The organism is Patescibacteria group bacterium (assembly GCA_041651155.1).
GTDB lineage: Bacteria > Patescibacteriota > Patescibacteriia > CAIXNZ01 > CAIXNZ01 > JAPLYF01.
Window position 1 is genome coordinate 49307 of the sequence record JBAZJU010000002.1, and the last position, 17137, is coordinate 66443.

Here is a 17137-nt window from a genome sequence, read left to right on the forward strand (position 1 = left end):
CCACACTATGCCTAAAGAAACCAACCCCTTAGAAAAACCAAGATATTGCTATTTTTGTGTTAATAGCATTAGAGATATTGACTATAAAGATGGACAGCTTTTACGTCGTTTTATTTCTTCATATTCCAAAATTGTTCCACGCAGAAGAAGCGGCGTCTGCACCAAACATCAACGCAAATTATCAAATGCCATCAAACGAGCCAGATATATGGCGATTCTTCCTTATCTTCCAAAATAAAATTTAAAAATGGTTTTATAGGTTTTATAAGAAAATAGGTAAAAATGTTTTTTAAAAAATCCTTTTATCTCATGATCTTTTTCACATTTATACCTAAAAGCCTTTATAACCTCTAAAACCTTTTAAACCTATAAAAAATATGGCAACAATTTCTACCTTAAACGACATTAAAAAGGGACTCAATATTATCTATAATGGCGATCCTTACATTGTAATGGAGGCCAAATTTGTGCGCATGCAGCAAAGAAAACCTGTAATGCAAACAAAGCTTAAAAATTTAATTACTGGCAAAATTTTAGAATACTCATTTAAGCCAGGTGAAAGAGTTGAGGAGGCTGATATGGAAAAAGGCAAAGCTAATTATCTTTATAAAGACGATACAGCTGCTTATTTTATGGATAATAAATCCTTTGAACAATTTTCCATTCCGCTTGACCAAATCGGCAACAAGATCAAATTTTTAAAAGACGGGACTGATTGCGAAGTCTCATATTTTGACAGTAAACCAATTAATGTAAACGTGCCAATTAAAATGACTTTAAAAGTGACTTCCTCTCCTCCAGGCGTTAAAGGCGACAGCTCCTCAAATGTTTCCAAGCAAATCACTCTGGAAACCGGCGCTGTTATTAATGCCCCATTATTTGTCAAAGAAGGGGAAATGATTTTGGTAAATACTGATACCGAAGAATACGTCGGCCGAGCGTAAAAAATCGGTTTTGTCATGGTGAGCATAGTCGAACCATCAAAACCGATTTTTTATTTACCAAATTTGAAAGGCGCCGGATTTCCGACGCCTTGGTTGTTTTTTTTTATGATATAACTAAATTTTTTTGCTTTGATGCAGTCACTGATTGAGAGAGAGGTTCAAGCTCTGGCACGCCATTCATGGCAAGCTCATGGAAAAGGCCATCCACGTCCTGTTTGGCCTTGAGCATAATGTCCAAGTCTTCAAGGACTTCGCTGATCTCTTTCTGGCCTTGATCAGTTGATTCTGCACTCATTATTAGGTCAAAACGAACACTCATATGGTCAAGTGAAGATAGAATATAAGCTATTCGCTTTTTAACATTTTCCTGACGTTGCAGCAGAATTTCCAGCCCTTTTTCAGATTCAGCCATTAGAGCTTCTTCGCCGTCGCAAATCCCATTATCTTTTTGTCGATTAATGGTTTTTTGTGCGTCAATGACCTCAACGCCAAGCTCAATGTTTAAATTTAGCAGTCTTGGCAGTTCTGCCTTGACCAGCTTGTCAATCTTTTTCAAGATTGGCTGAAGCTGCTTCTGTCGCTTTTTGTCTTTAATGATAGCTTTGAGCGCTTTTTGGTATTTCTGCGCTTCAGCCAGTTCTGCCGGTACACGCGACTGCCACCAATTTTTTGCCTTTTGCCAAATCCTACTAAAAGTTCCTCTTGGATAAAGCCAATATCCCATTGCCACCGAAAAATACAGCCCCATACCTCCGATACAAAAAGGCCATAAGGCAAAATATCTAAGATTGCCTTGTAACAATATACCAAATGGAGCAATCCATGAGGCAAGCGCAAGAGGAATGCCGAAAAGCGCCCACAAAGCAGCCTCCTTGTCATATCTTATCGCCCATCCTTTAAAAAGGAAATGGTAAGGATGTTTCTTTGCCCAGGCTATTAATTCTGAATCATCACATTCATCACCCCTTGTTGCTACGATAAGACTTCGTATTGCGGCAATCCCAAAGTAACCACACAAAATTAAGGTAAAAGCCAATAACATTTTTCCCTCCTTTGGCACTTTGTGCCTCGGCACCATATGCCATTATTTTTAGGGTTTTATTCTTGAATTTGCAAAGTGCAAATTGTTTTCAAAGTATTAAATAGATTATCATAAAATTTTAATTATGTCAAGCCAAAATCGGCGATAGCACACAAAAAAAATCCCCGCGAAAACGGAGATTTTTTTATATTATTTTTCCTATCCCTAATACTTATTTCTCGTCTCGGCTAAGTTTTCCTTCCGTGTTAATTTATCTAAAAGTTACAGAGCCGAAGCCGGACATATTTCTTATTTCCAATCTTATTCTTCCAAAGCTTCACCTTCTTCCACCTTATCCCAAATCTCTTTTTTTATAGCTTTTAAAATTTTGGGGTTATCTTTTAAAAATTCCTTAGCATTTTCCCGACCTACGCCTAATTTGATATCGCCGTCTTTTTTGTCTTCATAAACATAAGAATTGCCGGATTTTTTAACTACACCCTTTTCCACGCCAAGATCCAAGGTATCACCACTGACTGAAATACCTTCGTTGTACATAATATCAAATTCGCAAGAACGAAACGGAGCCGCCACTTTATTTTTCACAATTTTGGCTTTAACCCGGTTGCCAATAAATTTATCACCCTGCTTAATCTGAGCGGCGCGGCGCACTTCAATTCTAATGGAAGCATAAAATTTTAAGGCCATACCGCCTGTTGTTGTTTCTGGATTGCCAAAAAAGACGCCAATTTTTTGACGAGTCTGGTTTATAAAAATTAAAATTGTTCTAGATTTAGAAATTATACCAGCTAACTTTCTCAAAGCTTGGCTCATCAAACGCGCCTGCAAAGCCATGTGATGGTCTCCCATTTCACCTTCAATTTCTGCTTTTGGTGTTAACGCTGCCACAGAATCAACCACAATCACATCAACAGCATTAGAACGCACCAATGTTTCCACAATATCAAGAGCCTGTTCCCCAGTATCTGGCTGGGAAATTAAAAGACTATCAACATTAACCCCGATTTTTCGCGCATAATCAGGATCTAAGGCATGCTCAGCATCAACAAAAGCCGCGATTCCTCCGGCTTTTTGCACTTCGGATACAATGTGCTGAGCCAATGTTGTTTTGCCCGAAGCTTCTGGCCCGAAAATCTCAATTATCCTGCCGCGCGGCACTCCGCCAACGCCCAGGGCAATATCTAAAGACAAACAGCCGGTTGTAATTGCCTCTACTTGCATTGTTTTGGCTTCGCCAAATTTCATGATCGCACCTTCGCCAAACCTTTCTTTTATCTGAGCGATGGCAATGTCTGCTGCTTTTTGTTTTTCTTGACTTTCCCCCTGGTCTTGTTGTTTTACCATAAAATTTTGTAATAAGTAATAAGTAACATGTAATATGTAATACGGAAAGGAATATTAATTATAAATAAATAAAAATACCAATCCTTATTACCTATTACATATTTCCTATTCCCAATCACTGCACCAGTATCTGCCTATAAACCGTATTAGCTTTGCCCTGCTTTTTCACTGCACTTATTTTAATAACATTTAGTCCTTTTTGCAAATCCAAGGTTGCTTTAAAGCCTCCCTGGGAATCTAAAAATACTTCTTTTTCATTAATATAAACCCGCGCTTCTTTTTCTGTTTTACCTGTAACTTCAATAAATTTCTGTGAAGTAATTAAATTTTTTGTCGGCTGAAAAATTTCCAATTGCGGCGGTTGGTAAATTTGTTTTACCTGCAAGGCTAAATAACCGACTAGAGCTAAAATAATTAAGACAATTACAATATTTCTAGCTCTCTGGGGTGTTAAATAAATCTTCATTTTTTCAATTTTTTGCTGTTCAATTTTTTGGCCTGAAAAAATTTTTCTGCCTGCCTCGTACAAATTTAATAATTTGTTAAAATCCAAGGCTAAATATTTGGCATAAGTTTTGATAATATTTCTCGTATACAAATCATCCGGCAAATTTTTATAATTATCTTCTTCAATCGCTAAAATCATGCGCCTGCTTATTTTTGTTGCCTTCTCTATCTGTTCAATTTTAATATTTTCAGCTTCTCTATATCTTTTAAAAACCCGACCCAATGTTTCCTCTTTCATAAATTTTAATTTCCTTTTTCTGATGCCTAATAGCTAATGGCCAATGGCTTAATTAAAATTCATTATTTTTATCAATTTCTTCTGCTGCTTCTTCATCATCAACTTCGTCTTTATCTTCTTCAAGAATATCTTCCTTTTTTACTACTTCTTCGTCTTCTTCGGCTTCATCAGAATCAAAAGATGGTTCATCAACTTCTTTTTCAGTCACTAAAATTTCTCTTGGTTTTGCGCCTTCGCCTGGGCCGACAATTCCAGCTTCTTCCAATAAATCCATTAAACGCGCGGCTCGCGCATAACCGACTTTTAAGCGTCTTTGCAAGTATGAAGTTGAAGCCTTGCCAGCCTGCAAAATTATTTCTTTAGCTTCATCAAATAGTTCATCACCCTGGTCTGGATCTGAAAAATCAATTTCACCATCGCCATTAAGCTTGCTTTGTTTTTCAATTACCGCAGTATCATAATCAGGCTTTTCTCCGCTTTGTTTTAAATGTTCCACAACTCGAGTGACTTCAGCCTCAGAAACAAAAGCGCCTTGCAAACGTTTTGGCTTGGAAAGTTCAGCGCAAGTATAAAGCATATCGCCTCGTCCAATTAATTTTTCAGCGCCGGAATAATCCAAGATTGTGCGGGAGTCTGTAATAGAAGCTACGGCAAAAGCAATACGCGCCGGCACATTGGCTTTGATTAAACCAGTAATAACTTCAACAGACGGCCTTTGGGTCGCTAAAATTAAATGAATGCCAACAGCGCGCGCCATCTGCGCTAATCTAATAATTAAGCCCTCAACTTCATGGCCCATGCTGGACATTAAATCAGCCATTTCATCAACTACAAAAATAATATAGGGCAATTTTTCTTGTGAAATTTTATTAAAATCATCAATATTGCGCTTACCCATCTTTTCTAAAAGCATGTAACGCTTATCCATTTCAGCGATTGTCCATTTCAAGGCATTAACTGTTTTTTTAACATCAGTAATCACGGGCGTTAAAAGATGGGGAATATTATTGTACGCAGGCATTTCCACGCGCTTAGGATCAACCATGATTAGTTTTAAAGTATCTGGCCCATTTTGATAAAGCAAACTGACAATGACAGAATGCAAAGCCACTGATTTGCCTGAACCTGTTTGGCCAGCCACTAATAAATGGGGCATTTTGCCTAAATCCGCCACCCAGGTTTTGCCTGAGACATCACGGCCAATAGCCAAGGTTAAATTAGTCTTGCGCTGTTTAAATTCCTGGCTTTCTAAAAGCTCGCGCAAACGCACAATCGCCACTGACTGATTTGGCACTTCAATCCCAACCAAAGATTTACCAGGGATAGGCGCTTCAATACGTAGAGGATGGGCAGCTAAAGACAAAGCTAGATCATCATTTAAGGCTGTTATTCGGGAAAGTTTAATACCCTCTGATGGCTTTAAGGTATATTGAGTTACTGTCGGTCCGACTGCAACTTCACCCATTTCAACGGGAATGCCAAAACTTTCTAAAGTTTTTTGGATTATTAATTTATTTTGAGCAATATTGCCTGAAGTTGGCTTGCCGACCTTGCCATCCAATAAATCTAAGGGCATATCAATTTTATGAAAAACCTTTCTTGTTTTTGGTTCATCCAGCTTATATTCCTCCTGTTCATTTTTCCCATTTTCTTTAGATTCAATTTTTTTACTGGCAAAAGTTATTTCCTTGTCTTCATGTTCTGAAGCTTCAGCTTGAGAAAGTTCTGCTTGAGGCGTAATATCTTCCTCATAAACATCTTCGTCATTTTTTGCTGATCTAAGTTTCAGATTATAATACCAGATCTGCAGTTTAACAATTATCCTGCCCAAAATTGAGCGTGATTCTTTTAAATCTTCAATTGAAGTATTCAAAATTAATAAAATTGAAATTATAAAAATTGCCAGAATCGCAATTAAGCTGGCCCAAAATCCCATAATATTTAAAGCAAAATAACTTAAGAATAAGCCGATATAACCGCCGCCGCGACCCTGATCAACTGCTAAAATTGCTTCGCTAACCGGAACAAATAAATGTAAGAGGCCGGTAAAACTTAAAATAAATAAAAATAAGCCGAAATAATTTATTGGTTTAATCTTATAATTTTTATTTAACAAAGCATACGCCCAAATAATCAAAACGATCGGAAAAATATATTTTCCCCAGCCTAAAAATAAGGATAAAGCTGAATCAATAAATACTCCGGCCCGGCCAGCTAAATTAAATAAGCCGAGCAGGCTGATAAAGGCCAGGGCAAACATAAAAATAATCACCACCCATCTTTTGGTTTCAGGATGGATTTCAGTCTTTAAAACCCCTTTTTTAAACCTTCTAAATTCACTGTCTTTTGTTTTGTTTTTAGCCATAATAATTTAAAAATTAAAGCGCAATTTAGCCCCTTTTGTTAATAGAATTTTAACATAAAAAATAAAGTTTAGCAAAAAAAGAGAGGCGATTTTTCGCCTCTAACTAGTATTGATTTGACATCATCCATCAGCAAGATGATAATTGTGATGTTATTTAACTTATTGTCTGCGCCGATTTTGATTTTTTCTAGTTCCTCTGAGTCCTCTCCAGATTCCAATGCCTAAGCTTCGGAAAGCAGTGCCGATCAACCTAAAAATCAAATCTACTATTCCTTCGGCTGCCTGGCCTAAAAGCCTTGCTAATCGTCGAGTTATTCTGCCATTCAAAAGGATCAAATCGGTCAGGATAATAGGCATAAGATATACCAGCAGAGTACAGCTCCAGCTGTAAACCAATATAAAGAGATTATGTCCAAACTGTTCCATCCCTTTCCTCCTTTTGCTAGGGAATAAGAGTTTATAAAAATGAAGACTAAAGGCTTTATGAATATAATATTAATCTATAATTTTGTAAATTTATTGTGGCCACTCCAGCCTAAATAAAAAAACGGCATAGGAAATTTAAGGTTGTTTTTAAACCCGCACAAAGCGGGTGACCGGAATCGAACCGGCATCTCGACCTTGGAAGGGTCGCATACTAACCATTGTACTACACCCGCCCAGATAAAAGTTTGTGCATTTAAAGCTTCAACCTTCTTTTATCTCAGCTAGAGAAAAAATGGTTTAAACGAATCATCCATAAACTTTTATCTGGGCACGCAGTTATTTTATTTTCTTTTCCCGATTTATTTAAATATTCGGAAAGCATTGTCCTCAAAGTCGTTTTACCCTTGGTTGTCTTAAAATACTTTTCTCGTCTCAAGGCATCTGATTTATTTAAATATGCTTCGTAAAAAATCAAATCTAACGGCCGCCTATATTTAGTTGAGGGACATCACCATCATGATGTCTTTTTGTTCTTTCCGTGATGTTAGCGGTAAATCCAATATAAAAATTTTTATCTTTTTGAGATAACAAAATGTATGTATAGTAAAACATATTCTGGGGTTAAGGCCATGCACCAGGCGGTGCACGACCATAAACCATTTACCTTACAGTAATGACGGACTCAAGACCCGCCATAAACCGCATGGTTTATGGTCGGGCTGGTGGGACTTGAACCCACGATCTTCTGGTCCCAAACCAGACGCGATAGCCAACTTCGCTACAGCCCGTAAATTATTTTAAGATAGCCTCCGCCAGAGACTGGTCAGCCTTTGGCTGAAACTTCTCTACGGCCCGTTATTATTAATTACTAATCTTCAATAATTAATTTTCAAAAATTATAAATTGAAAATTGAGCATTGAAAATTCTAATTGTGCCTGGGGGCAGAATCGAACTGCCAACCTGCCTGCCGGCAGGCAGGCGCAAGGCTACGAACCACTCACTTCGTTCGGGTGCATGGTAAATTTTTCAGCCTGCCCTGCACTAAAAATTTACTATTGCCGAAGGGCAGAATCGAACTGCCAACGCAAGGATTTTCAGTCCTTCGCTCTACCACTGAGCTACTTCGGCTCATTTGTATAATATTTTTTAGTGCAGGGTCCTTCGCTCTACCACTGAGCTACCCAGGCCCGATAAAAGTCTGCGTATTTAATGGATAAACAATTATTTAACCGCTGATCAATTTAAAATGTTGAACCAAATAATACCTAAACTTTTATCGGGCCAGAGGCCTTTATATTATATTTAGCCTCTACTTTTTTATAATATTTTGCAAAAAATTCTTTAATCTTTTTTTGAGATATCTTTTCCCCTGACCGCTTTTTAAAAACTTCTCACGTTTTATTGCATCATATTTATTTACACAACATTCATAATAAATTAAACAAATTGGCAATCTATTTCTAGTTGAAGGTACTTTTCCTGCCAAATGTTCCTTGTGTCGCTTTTTTAAATCCGAAGTATACCCGGTATAAAAATTTAAATCTTTTTTGCTTAAATAGACATAAACAAAATACATAATTTTATTTTTATTTTAATTTTTGTGTGGACGTAGATGGACTTGAACCATCGACCTCGTCATTATCAGTGACGCGCTCTAACCAACTGAGCTATACGTCCCGATAAAAGTCTGCGTATTTTATCATTATATGCGGACTTTATCTACAATAAACAAACTACATTTTTTCTAAATTTTACATAAACTTTTATCGGGACACGTCCTAAAAAAATTTTTAGCTTGATAAACCAATTTTATCAAAAAAGACTGGCTCAATCAAGATCTAAAAGTTGATATTAACTAAGCCAGTCTTTTTAAATTGAGCCTTAACGCCTAAAAAGTGATAGAATCGTCGTCTGCCTCAAGGTTGAGGCTCGACCGATAGAGTAAAGGGCCTTTACGGTCATTTTACTCAAATACTCCCTAGAAAGGAGATGGTCCATCCACAGCTTCCGCTACGGATGCCTTGTTACGACTTCACCCTTGTTACCGACCTTACCTTCTATCGCCCTACAGCGATATTCGGGTACTGCCGACTTCCCTGGTGTGACGGGCGGTGTGTACAAAACCCGAGAACGTATTCACCGCGCCATAGCTGATACGCGGTTACTAGCGATTCCAGCTTCATGAGGTCGAGTTGCAGACCTCAATCCGAACTGAGACCAGTTTTGATGGGATTAGCTCCACCTTTCGGCTTAGCGGCCCATTGTACTGGCCATTGTAGCACGTGTGTGGCCCAGGGCGTAAGAGCCATGCTGATTTGACGTCATCCTCGCCTTCCTCCAGCTTAAAGCTGGCAGTCTCCCATGACATATATAACATAGGATAAGGGTTGCGCTCGTTTCCGGACTTAACCGTACATCTCACGACACGAGCTGACGACAACCATGCAGCACCTGTCTCCCGGTTCCTTGCGGCACTCCCAGCATTACCCGGGATTCCGGGGATGTCAAGCCCTGGTGAGGTTTCTCGCTTATCGTCGAATTGAACCACATGCTCCACCGCTTGTGCGGGTTCCCGTCAATTCCTTTGAGTTTTAGCCTTGCGGCCGTACTACCCAGGCGGGACACTTAACGCGTTAGCTTAGATGCAACGACACTGAAAGGGTCGAAACTTCCAATGCCTAGTGTCCAAAGTTTACGGCGTGGACTACGAGGGTATCTAATCCTCTTTGCTCCCCACGCTTTCGTGCTTCAGTGTCAGGTATGTTCTAGCAAGCTGCCTTTGCATTTGGTGTTCTTGCCGATATCAACGGATTTTACCCCTCCACCGGCAATTCCGCTTGCCTCTCCCAACCTCTAGTTTATTAGTTTTAATGGCAGTCCCAGAGTTAAGCTCTCGGCTTTAACCATTAACTTAACAAACCACCTGCGCACGCTTTACGCCCAATAAATCCGGATAACGCTTGAGGTCTCTGTATTACCGCTGCTGCTGGCACAGAGTTAGCAACCTCTTATTCATCAGGTACAGTCATTTGTTCTTCCCTGGTAAAAGACCTTTACACCCCGAAGGGCTTCATCAGTCACGCGGCGTCGCTCCGTCAGCCTTTCGGCCATTGCGAAATATTCTCGACTGCAGCCTCCCGTAGGAGTCTGGGCAGTGTCTCAGTCCCAGTGAGGCGGGTCGTGCTCTCACACCCGCTACCCGTCATAGCCTTGGTGGGCTTTTACCTCACCAACTAGCTGATAGGCCATAGGCTCCTCTCGAAGCGTCGGAACTTTAAATGGGAATGACATATGTCCCCCCATTCTTATCGTGTATTAGTCCATCTTTCGACAGGTTATTCACGACTTCGAGGTAGATTACCAATGTGTTACTCACCCGTTTGCCGCTCCCAACCTAATCTTGCGAAAAAGTTGAGCGCACGACTTGCATGCCTTAAACACGCCGCCAGCGTTCATCCTGAGCTAGGATCAAACTCTCAAAAAATGTGATATTAAAGTATATCACGGACTTATTGTAGAAGTTTTAAACTTCAAATGATTTGACGATTCTATCACTTTTTAGTTGTCAAAGCTTCGCCTTGAATTTCTAATTCTTGATTTTTGTAAATCTCGAGCGAAGTCCCGAGTCCCGCTACGCGGGACGAGGGATCCATTCCTTCTTTTTTTAAAGAAAGAAAAAAACAGGGAAATCCATTGTCTTTTTAAATTATCCCGCTCCGCGGGATTTTTAATAGATTGAATTTGCCTGTTTTTTTCTCCTCCCTTCGACTCGCTCCGCTCGCTCAGGGCAAAGCCCTTGCCAATATTCTTGCGACCAAGGATATCATCGAAAAAATAAATTTTATTAAGAGTAATTGAAAATTTTAAAGGTTATTTTTAAGATATTACTAGTTTAATCTATTTTAAAAAAGTTGTCAAGGGGTTGTTATGGTTCAATACCTTTGCACCACCCTGTGGTAAGCTTGGGTATATGCCATACACTATGAATCCAAAATTACCGCGTCTGCGCATGCAGACTGCGAAGCTCGTATTAAAACAAGGTTGGAGTACGCGACAAGCTGCCAGATATACAGGATTTGACCACAGCACTATTGTCCGTTGGGTTAAGAAAGCAAGGTTAAGTAACAAACGGATTATTCCCACTGAAAGTTCACGCCCTAATCATCATCCCTTAGCCATTTCACACAAAATTGTCAGTGCAATTTTAGGGCATCGGGACAAGTATCATCGGTGTGCTGAAGTTATCCATTATCAATTAAACAAAGACGGTATTGTTGTAAGTTTGTCTTCTGTTAAAAGAACGCTAAAACGTTATGGCCTAATTTACCCGAGCAAATGGAAAAAGTGGCATGTTTATCCGCCTCGTCCAATAGCTGAAAAACCTGGGGTTTTAGTTGAAATTGACTCAATGCAGGAAGGTTTGCCTGCAGAACATTTACACCTCTATGCCTTAATTGATACCTGTTCTCGCTGGGGATTTGCCAAGCCGGTAAAAATAGTTAATTCCTGGCAAAGCGCCAAGTTCTTTCTAGAGGCTAAGGATAAAGCATTATTTACTTTCCGTATGATCCAATCAGACAATGGAAGTGAATTCGCCAAGTGGTTTAACAAACAACTGTTGGCTTCGGGAATTGAACATCGCCATTCTCGGGTAAGAAGACCGACGGACAACGGGCACGTTGAAAGATTTATTCGGACCATACAGCAAGAGTGTTTAGCCCGAAATCCTAGAAGTTTTAAAGCTTGGCAAAAAGCTATTCCTGAATTTATTAATTATTACAATACCGAGCGTCCACACATGGGGATTAACATGAAAACACCCCTTGAAGTGGTGCGAAGCTATTGACCAGAAAACAGGGGTTTTTTGGGAAAGGGTAAAATGGGCAAAAAGGGAAAGAGGGGTAAGAAGGGATTATTAAATTTAAACATTTATAATTCAAAATCCACTTGGCCAATGCCTAATGGCTAATGGCTTTTTTTAAGGATTAAATCTATCCCAAACCATATCATGAATTGAATTTAAACTTTCAGCAACTTCCTTATTTTTAATCAAAACCGCAAAAGGATTTTCTCTGGTCGTGTAGATCATAACCATATCATCAAGCACTGCAAAAGAAGCTTTTATTGGATAAATATTGGGTGAAACCACAATAGATTTTCTTAATTCTTCTGCATCTTTTTTTAATACTTCTTTCATCGTTGGGGAATCGGGATTACCGGCAACAACCATTCTTCCTTTAATATTTTTTTGCACTCGTTTATTAATATAAGCTGACATCTGCGCTTTGCCATGTTGAGCCATAGTAGTTTCAACGTTTTCAAATGTTTTTCCGAGCTTTGTCTTAGCATTTTCCAACCAAATATCAGCGGCAATTTGGACACCTTCAATTCCTGAATAATATCTGATATCCAGCTTTTTTTCTGGCGCGCTGATATTTTTGGATAAATCAGAAATTATTTCATCCAAAGTAATATTTTTTCTGTCTAAAATATAATGTAAATCTTTGGGACTAAGCGCCTGGTAATATTTACGTTTGCCAATTTTTATTATTGAAAGAAATCCCTGGCTTACTAAATTCTGAATCGGCTGGTAAGCGGCTGTTCGGGGTAATTTGGCTGTTTTGGCTAAATCAGATAAATTAGCTGACTCAAAATTCAAAGCCGCCAAATAGATTCTGGCCTCATAAGTATGAAGGTTGAAGACCATTTTTAATTGCTCAATTTGTTTTTCCATAATTTTATTATAACAAATGACGCATATTTCGTCAAATTATTATAAATTAAATTGGCTATAATTAGCTAAAATATTAATTATTACCAATATTTTTGTCAATAAAATTTGCAATAAATTAAGATGCTGATATATTAAAGCAAAAAGAAAGTTCTGAACCTTTAAAATTAAAAGGAGGTAAAAAAATGAAAAAGGAACTTTGCCATACTAGTAGCAAACATTTAGAGGTAGTGGGTCCCTTTGCGGGCTCATTCGCATTTCTTGACAGGAAAGTGATGCAAAGTAATAATGCACCTTTTGGTGGCTCATTTTCCTGGCTAAACAGGAATCTTTGTGCGGAAAAAGCTAAAAAGCCCAAGACAATTATTTCTTTGGCAATCAATGACATCTGCAATCTCGGCTGTCCGCACTGTATTGTAAAAAATTTCGCAACCCAACCTGAAAATGAATTGGTTTTAAACCAACGGCTCCGTGAACGCTTGAAAGAAATGGGCTGTCCTGGCACGCCACCTGATTTCATCAGCTTTGCCGGCAAAGAGCCGACCGAGACTCCTGAAAAACTGGTTTGGCTGGCAGAAGCAGTCAGACAATTTCCAGAAACAAAAACAATCTTGATGACTCATGCCTACAAGCTGACTCCGGAACTTCAGCATCAGCTTACTGGGCTGATTGACTATCTGGATCCATCCTTGGATGGCATTGGGAATGTAATTAAACCGGCTTTTGCTAATGGCAAAGAAACTTCTGCCTGGCAACACATCAAGTACGCGGTCAAAAACAAGCAATTCAAAAAAGTCGGAATTATCGTGACGCTTATGCCCGATACTTACAAGCGATTGCCCGAGCTGCTTAATCTTTTTGCCAAAGAATTCGGCAATGATGATAATGTCTCGGCCACAATCTGGTTTTACATTGGGCAAGCAGATGATCCTTTACTTCTCAACAAAAAGCAATTCCTGGAAGCAATTTCAATCGCGGACAATCATCCATGGCCCAATATCCAAATTGCTCTGCCTGGCCATTATATGTCTTACCTGCCTGACCTTGTCCAACAATTCAATATTGATCAGGTAAGCCAAAAATTTTGTTCTCAAACGGGTATTGAATCTTACCTGATTAAAGACAAAATCTTAATTCTACCCACAAATCTCAATCTTTTAAGGATTGAATTTGATGGTAGGGCATACGCAGGTTGTGGACATTATCTCAACTTAGACGAAGCTCCACTGGGAAATATTGCCCAGGATACAATCGCAGAATTGTTTTCTCGCCTACCTAATTCAAACTAAAAAACTTTCTTGCAAAAACAAAAGCCCTGAACAATGTTCGGGGCTTTTTTAATATAATTATTTTAAGTCCTAATGCATTTTAACTACTCTATTAAATATTTCTCCATTTCTTTTTTCTTTTTCATAAATAAAGCGGTTTCTTCTGCTATTTTTTTATAATCCCGAACTTCGTCTAATATAATTTGTTTACTGCAAAGATTATTTTCTTTTATCCCTAAATAAGCGGGGTAACTGCACCATGGGTAATCAGCGGCATTATCGGTTATTCCGTGAATCTGGGCATTGGTGTTTTACATAGACGGAAAGCCAAAGCAAATGGTCAAAAGAAGTTATTTGAGTCGCTTTAAATTTACCTTGGAATAACACTCCGTTTCGATTATTTTTAGTATTGAAATACATAGTATAAGATGTCCCTAAACGCTGCATGAATTTTATAATACCGTTTTCTGCTAATTGCCTTACTATAAAATGATAATGATTGGGATTTAAACAGTAACAGATAAATTCTACCAGGGGGTCGCTCAAAGGTTCGGCCTCCAAATTGGAGGCCGAACCTTGATCGCCTTGGTCGCCTACCTTAACTATTTCATTTATCGCTCTTTCCCTCAAAAACTTCCGATAAAACCCACCATCAACTTTGTTAGTATTGAATTCTGTCATGCTTTTTAAGAATCTTAAATAATCGCCTTCGTCTAAAAAAACATCGCGTTTATCAACACCGCGATTATAGATATGGTAATATTCGTTATTATTGAAAATTATTTTTCGCATAAATACTAAAAATGACTTTTCTTCTGTCTTTCTCTCCACTCCTTAATCTTGCCGTGATTCCCCGAAAGTAAAACCCCTGGAACTTTCCAGCTCTTAAACTTTTCCGGCTTAGTATATTGCGGATATTCTAATTCGGCTTGCCCCATTGGGGTTTCTTTGGAAAATGATTCATCTTTTGGCGATTCTAGATTACCTAAAACACCAGGCAATAATCTGGTAATCCCATCAACCAAAACCATGGCTGGAATTTCACCGCCGGTTAAGACATAATTGCCAATAGAAATTTCTTCATCAGCCAAATGTTCAGCCACGCGATTATCAACTCCTTCGTAACGGCCGCAAATCATTATTAACTGGTCATATTTTTTCAAACGTCTCAATTCCTTTTGGGTTAAAGTTTTGCCCCGAGCAGAAAACAAAATTACCCGAACTTTCTTTTTCTTCTTTATTGACTTGAGCGCCTTATAAATCGGTTCAATTTTTAAAAGCATGCCCGCGCCTCCGCCATAGGGCGTGTCATCAACTGATTTGTATTTATTGCCCGCATACTGGCGTAAGTCAGTGATTTTAATATAAATTATTTTTTTCATTTGCGCGCGCTTAACCATGGCTGTGTTGAAATAGCTGTCAAAAATTTGGGGGAAGATGGTGATGATGTTGAAAGTCATATGAAATATGTAATAGGTAATAAGGATTGGTATTTCATTTTTTATCCTTTGTCTGTTTGATTAAATTATTTAACTTAGCATTCAATAAATTTAATTTTTCTAAAAAATCTTGGTGATTAGATTTTTCGATAACTTTACGCTCCAGTAACAAATCATTCCAGTGCCTTGCCTCAAATAAAGATGCTCTTGCATTATAATAAAATTTAGCTTTATCTAAATAATGAAATCGGCCATAGCCTTCTGCCACATTAGCAGCGATTGAATCTAAAGCTGTTATATATTGACGACCAAATATATAACGATTCTCTGAATTTAATTGCTCAAAATTAGCCCAACCAATTCTAGATAATTCTCTGGCCAATTGATAAACTTCTAAATCTTCTAACTTTAAATATTCATTTCCCATATTACATATTACGTATTACTTATTACCTTCATTATAACACAAACTCCGCGCTAAAAAACGCGGAGCTATGGTTTTTAATTCAGACGTTTTAGTACAATGGCTTACCAATCTTATAACTGTAAACAATTGAATCATCAAAATATAAAATTTTGCTTTGATAATCCGCGCCAGCATAAAAAGCTGCCTTGTCTGCAGTAATTGGCCTCAAGGTCAATGGAGCATCATACCTATTAACATAATATAAAGCCTGATCTGTTGCGCCTTGAACCACTTTCCCAACCAATTCTGAAATATCAGGCCTGTCTGTAAAAATAATTTTATTATTAAACTCTTGATAATGATAAACTCGGCTAACAGCTTCAACATCTGAAATTGACAAAGCCCCATAATAATCAGTTGCTTTTATTTCTGTTTTTGTCTTCACAATACTTTCATTGTTTGCGCAAATTGGTTTTATTCTGGCGCGATTCAGAGAATCATACCAGCCTTTGCCAAAAACTTCAGACCCTGCGCAAAAACGCGCGTCAATTTCCGAATTTTGGGTCAAGCCATTCAGTTGAGTTGCATTGTCTGAAATTGATTCTTGGATATTTGTAATTTCTTCAGGCAAAATAAAAGGTTTATAAAAAATTAAATTAGTGGCTGGCTTTTGAAGATAACCGCTCAAAAAAGAAGGATCAGTGGGTATGTTAAAAAAATAAGTTTGTCCGGCTTCCAGGCCTTGGGCTGCACAATCCTCTTGGCAGATGTAAGCGCCATATTGGTCAACAGTTCCAGGCGATGCAAGGACAATTGCAGGAGAAAGTACCATTGATAAAATTGTAATGATAAACAACAATCTGCGCATAAATTTAGCTTAAATAATTAAACTCTTAATTTGCTTAAAATTTAGCAAATATCTAAATTTAATGCAAGGGCTTGCCAAAAACAAAACCGCCCGCGAAAAGCAGACGGTTTTGCCTATAAAATTCTTTATAATTTATATTTTCAGATCATCAACAACATCAGTGTCAACTTCCTGAGTGCGTCTTGGAGGTCTTGAACCCTCTGGTTCAAAAATTTTCAAATTGACACGAGCATTGTTTTTGGCACCAACAATTTTTAAAAGGGTGCGGATTGAGCGGGCAGTATTACCCTGCTTGCCAATGACATAACCCATGTCGCTTTGATTGATGTGCAGGGTCAGTAAAACGCCCATTTCATCAACAGTTCTCTCCACTTTCACATCGTCAGGGTTGCCCACGATGGATTTAACAATGAATTCAACGAATTCCTTGTCTGCAAATTTCTCAGCCATAGATTTTAAAATCCTTGACTCTTTTAATCAGTAAAACCAGATTAAAAGCTTAATTGTTAAAATCCGTTATAAAATACGGATAATATCATTATATCATATTGGCAGAAA

16 protein-coding genes, 4 tRNA genes and 1 rRNA gene are annotated in these 17137 nt (G+C 38.2%); 4 read left to right on the forward strand and 17 right to left on the reverse strand.

Features of this window, described 5'->3' with window-relative positions:
* Positions 1–7 precede the first annotated feature (7 nt).
* On the forward strand, positions 8–238 hold the full coding sequence (rpsR, locus tag WC460_02240) for a 30S ribosomal protein S18 (protein ID MFA5188160.1): 231 nt from the start codon (positions 8–10) through the stop codon (positions 236–238).
* A gap of 139 nt (positions 239–377) precedes the next feature.
* A complete protein-coding gene (gene efp / locus WC460_02245) occupies positions 378–944 on the forward strand; it encodes an elongation factor P (protein ID MFA5188161.1) in 567 nt (188 codons plus the stop codon).
* Positions 945–1047: 103 nt separating this feature from the next.
* Here the strand turns inward: efp and WC460_02250 are convergent, their stop codons facing one another.
* From WC460_02250 to WC460_02300, 11 genes are all read right to left on the reverse strand, one after another.
* Positions 1048–1986 (reverse strand): hypothetical protein, encoded by a 939-nt coding sequence (locus WC460_02250; GenBank protein ID MFA5188162.1) that lies wholly within the window; start codon positions 1984–1986, stop codon positions 1048–1050.
* 300 nt (positions 1987–2286) lie between these two features.
* On the reverse strand, positions 2287–3330 hold the full coding sequence (gene recA, locus WC460_02255) for a recombinase RecA (GenBank protein MFA5188163.1): 1044 nt from the start codon (positions 3328–3330) through the stop codon (positions 2287–2289).
* Positions 3331–3445: 115 nt separating this feature from the next.
* The gene (locus WC460_02260) at positions 3446–4075 is read right to left on the reverse strand and encodes a helix-turn-helix domain-containing protein (GenBank protein MFA5188164.1); all 630 of its coding nucleotides are present in this window, start codon (positions 4073–4075) and stop codon (positions 3446–3448) included.
* A gap of 52 nt (positions 4076–4127) precedes the next feature.
* Entirely contained in the window at positions 4128–6440 is a 2313-nt protein-coding gene (locus WC460_02265) for a DNA translocase FtsK 4TM domain-containing protein (protein ID MFA5188165.1), read from the reverse strand.
* 159 nt (positions 6441–6599) lie between these two features.
* A complete protein-coding gene (locus WC460_02270) occupies positions 6600–6866 on the reverse strand; it encodes a hypothetical protein (protein MFA5188166.1) in 267 nt (88 codons plus the stop codon).
* Positions 6867–7027: 161 nt separating this feature from the next.
* Positions 7028–7099, reverse strand: a tRNA-Gly gene (locus WC460_02275).
* 478 nt (positions 7100–7577) lie between these two features.
* Positions 7578–7654: transfer RNA gene (locus WC460_02280), tRNA-Pro, on the reverse strand.
* Between the two features lie 269 nt (positions 7655–7923).
* Positions 7924–7995 (reverse strand) — tRNA-Phe (locus tag WC460_02285).
* A gap of 181 nt (positions 7996–8176) precedes the next feature.
* The gene (locus WC460_02290; GenBank protein ID MFA5188167.1) at positions 8177–8443 is read right to left on the reverse strand and encodes a GIY-YIG nuclease family protein; all 267 of its coding nucleotides are present in this window, start codon (positions 8441–8443) and stop codon (positions 8177–8179) included.
* 27 nt (positions 8444–8470) lie between these two features.
* A tRNA-Ile gene (locus WC460_02295) sits at positions 8471–8544 on the reverse strand.
* A 305-nt stretch (positions 8545–8849) separates the two neighbouring features.
* A 16S ribosomal RNA gene (locus WC460_02300) occupies positions 8850–10351 on the reverse strand.
* A gap of 498 nt (positions 10352–10849) precedes the next feature.
* Here WC460_02300 and WC460_02305 point away from each other — a divergent pair.
* A complete protein-coding gene (locus WC460_02305; protein ID MFA5188168.1) occupies positions 10850–11713 on the forward strand; it encodes an integrase core domain-containing protein in 864 nt (287 codons plus the stop codon).
* Positions 11714–11845: 132 nt separating this feature from the next.
* On the opposite strand, the gene WC460_02310 is transcribed toward WC460_02305, so the two are convergent.
* The gene (locus WC460_02310) at positions 11846–12601 is read right to left on the reverse strand and encodes a helix-turn-helix domain-containing protein (GenBank protein MFA5188169.1); all 756 of its coding nucleotides are present in this window, start codon (positions 12599–12601) and stop codon (positions 11846–11848) included.
* Between the two features lie 182 nt (positions 12602–12783).
* On the opposite strand from WC460_02310, the gene WC460_02315 reads away from it, so the two are divergent.
* Positions 12784–13887, forward strand: a complete 1104-nt coding sequence (locus WC460_02315) for a radical SAM/SPASM domain-containing protein (GenBank protein ID MFA5188170.1) — start codon at positions 12784–12786, stop codon at positions 13885–13887.
* Positions 13888–14142: 255 nt separating this feature from the next.
* On the opposite strand, the gene WC460_02320 is transcribed toward WC460_02315, so the two are convergent.
* From WC460_02320 to WC460_02340, 5 genes are all read right to left on the reverse strand, one after another.
* On the reverse strand, positions 14143–14658 hold the full coding sequence (locus WC460_02320; GenBank protein MFA5188171.1) for a transposase: 516 nt from the start codon (positions 14656–14658) through the stop codon (positions 14143–14145).
* Positions 14659–14663: 5 nt separating this feature from the next.
* On the reverse strand, positions 14664–15326 hold the full coding sequence (gene trmD, locus WC460_02325) for a tRNA (guanosine(37)-N1)-methyltransferase TrmD (GenBank protein MFA5188172.1): 663 nt from the start codon (positions 15324–15326) through the stop codon (positions 14664–14666).
* Between the two features lie 34 nt (positions 15327–15360).
* Positions 15361–15732 (reverse strand): four helix bundle protein, encoded by a 372-nt coding sequence (locus WC460_02330; protein MFA5188173.1) that lies wholly within the window; start codon positions 15730–15732, stop codon positions 15361–15363.
* An 88-nt stretch (positions 15733–15820) separates the two neighbouring features.
* The gene (locus WC460_02335) at positions 15821–16579 is read right to left on the reverse strand and encodes a hypothetical protein (GenBank protein ID MFA5188174.1); all 759 of its coding nucleotides are present in this window, start codon (positions 16577–16579) and stop codon (positions 15821–15823) included.
* Between the two features lie 132 nt (positions 16580–16711).
* Positions 16712–17029 carry a KH domain-containing protein gene (locus WC460_02340; GenBank protein MFA5188175.1) on the reverse strand — a complete coding sequence of 106 codons (318 nt, stop codon included), beginning with the start codon at positions 17027–17029 and terminating at the stop codon, positions 16712–16714.
* Positions 17030–17137: the final 108 nt, after the last annotated feature.

Excerpts from the sequence above, each read along its gene's own strand:
- efp (MFA5188161.1), top strand. The coding sequence starts at position 378 with ATGGCAACAATTTCTACCTTAAACGACATTAAAAAGGGACTCAATATT.
- WC460_02320 (MFA5188171.1), bottom strand. The coding sequence starts at position 14,658 with ATGCGAAAAATAATTTTCAATAATAACGAATATTACCATATCTATAAT.
- WC460_02315 (MFA5188170.1), top strand. The coding sequence starts at position 12,784 with ATGAAAAAGGAACTTTGCCATACTAGTAGCAAACATTTAGAGGTAGTG.
- WC460_02265 (MFA5188165.1), bottom strand. The coding sequence starts at position 6,440 with ATGGCTAAAAACAAAACAAAAGACAGTGAATTTAGAAGGTTTAAAAAA.
- WC460_02340 (MFA5188175.1), bottom strand. The coding sequence starts at position 17,029 with ATGGCTGAGAAATTTGCAGACAAGGAATTCGTTGAATTCATTGTTAAA.
- WC460_02305 (MFA5188168.1), top strand. The coding sequence starts at position 10,850 with ATGAATCCAAAATTACCGCGTCTGCGCATGCAGACTGCGAAGCTCGTA.
- WC460_02250 (MFA5188162.1), bottom strand. The coding sequence starts at position 1,986 with ATGTTATTGGCTTTTACCTTAATTTTGTGTGGTTACTTTGGGATTGCC.
- WC460_02260 (MFA5188164.1), bottom strand. The coding sequence starts at position 4,075 with ATGAAAGAGGAAACATTGGGTCGGGTTTTTAAAAGATATAGAGAAGCT.
- WC460_02310 (MFA5188169.1), bottom strand. The coding sequence starts at position 12,601 with ATGGAAAAACAAATTGAGCAATTAAAAATGGTCTTCAACCTTCATACT.
- trmD (MFA5188172.1), bottom strand. The coding sequence starts at position 15,326 with ATGACTTTCAACATCATCACCATCTTCCCCCAAATTTTTGACAGCTAT.
- WC460_02270 (MFA5188166.1), bottom strand. The coding sequence starts at position 6,866 with ATGGAACAGTTTGGACATAATCTCTTTATATTGGTTTACAGCTGGAGC.
- WC460_02290 (MFA5188167.1), bottom strand. The coding sequence starts at position 8,443 with ATGTATTTTGTTTATGTCTATTTAAGCAAAAAAGATTTAAATTTTTAT.
- WC460_02330 (MFA5188173.1), bottom strand. The coding sequence starts at position 15,732 with ATGGGAAATGAATATTTAAAGTTAGAAGATTTAGAAGTTTATCAATTG.
- rpsR (MFA5188160.1), top strand. The coding sequence starts at position 8 with ATGCCTAAAGAAACCAACCCCTTAGAAAAACCAAGATATTGCTATTTT.
- WC460_02335 (MFA5188174.1), bottom strand. The coding sequence starts at position 16,579 with ATGCGCAGATTGTTGTTTATCATTACAATTTTATCAATGGTACTTTCT.
- recA (MFA5188163.1), bottom strand. The coding sequence starts at position 3,330 with ATGGTAAAACAACAAGACCAGGGGGAAAGTCAAGAAAAACAAAAAGCA.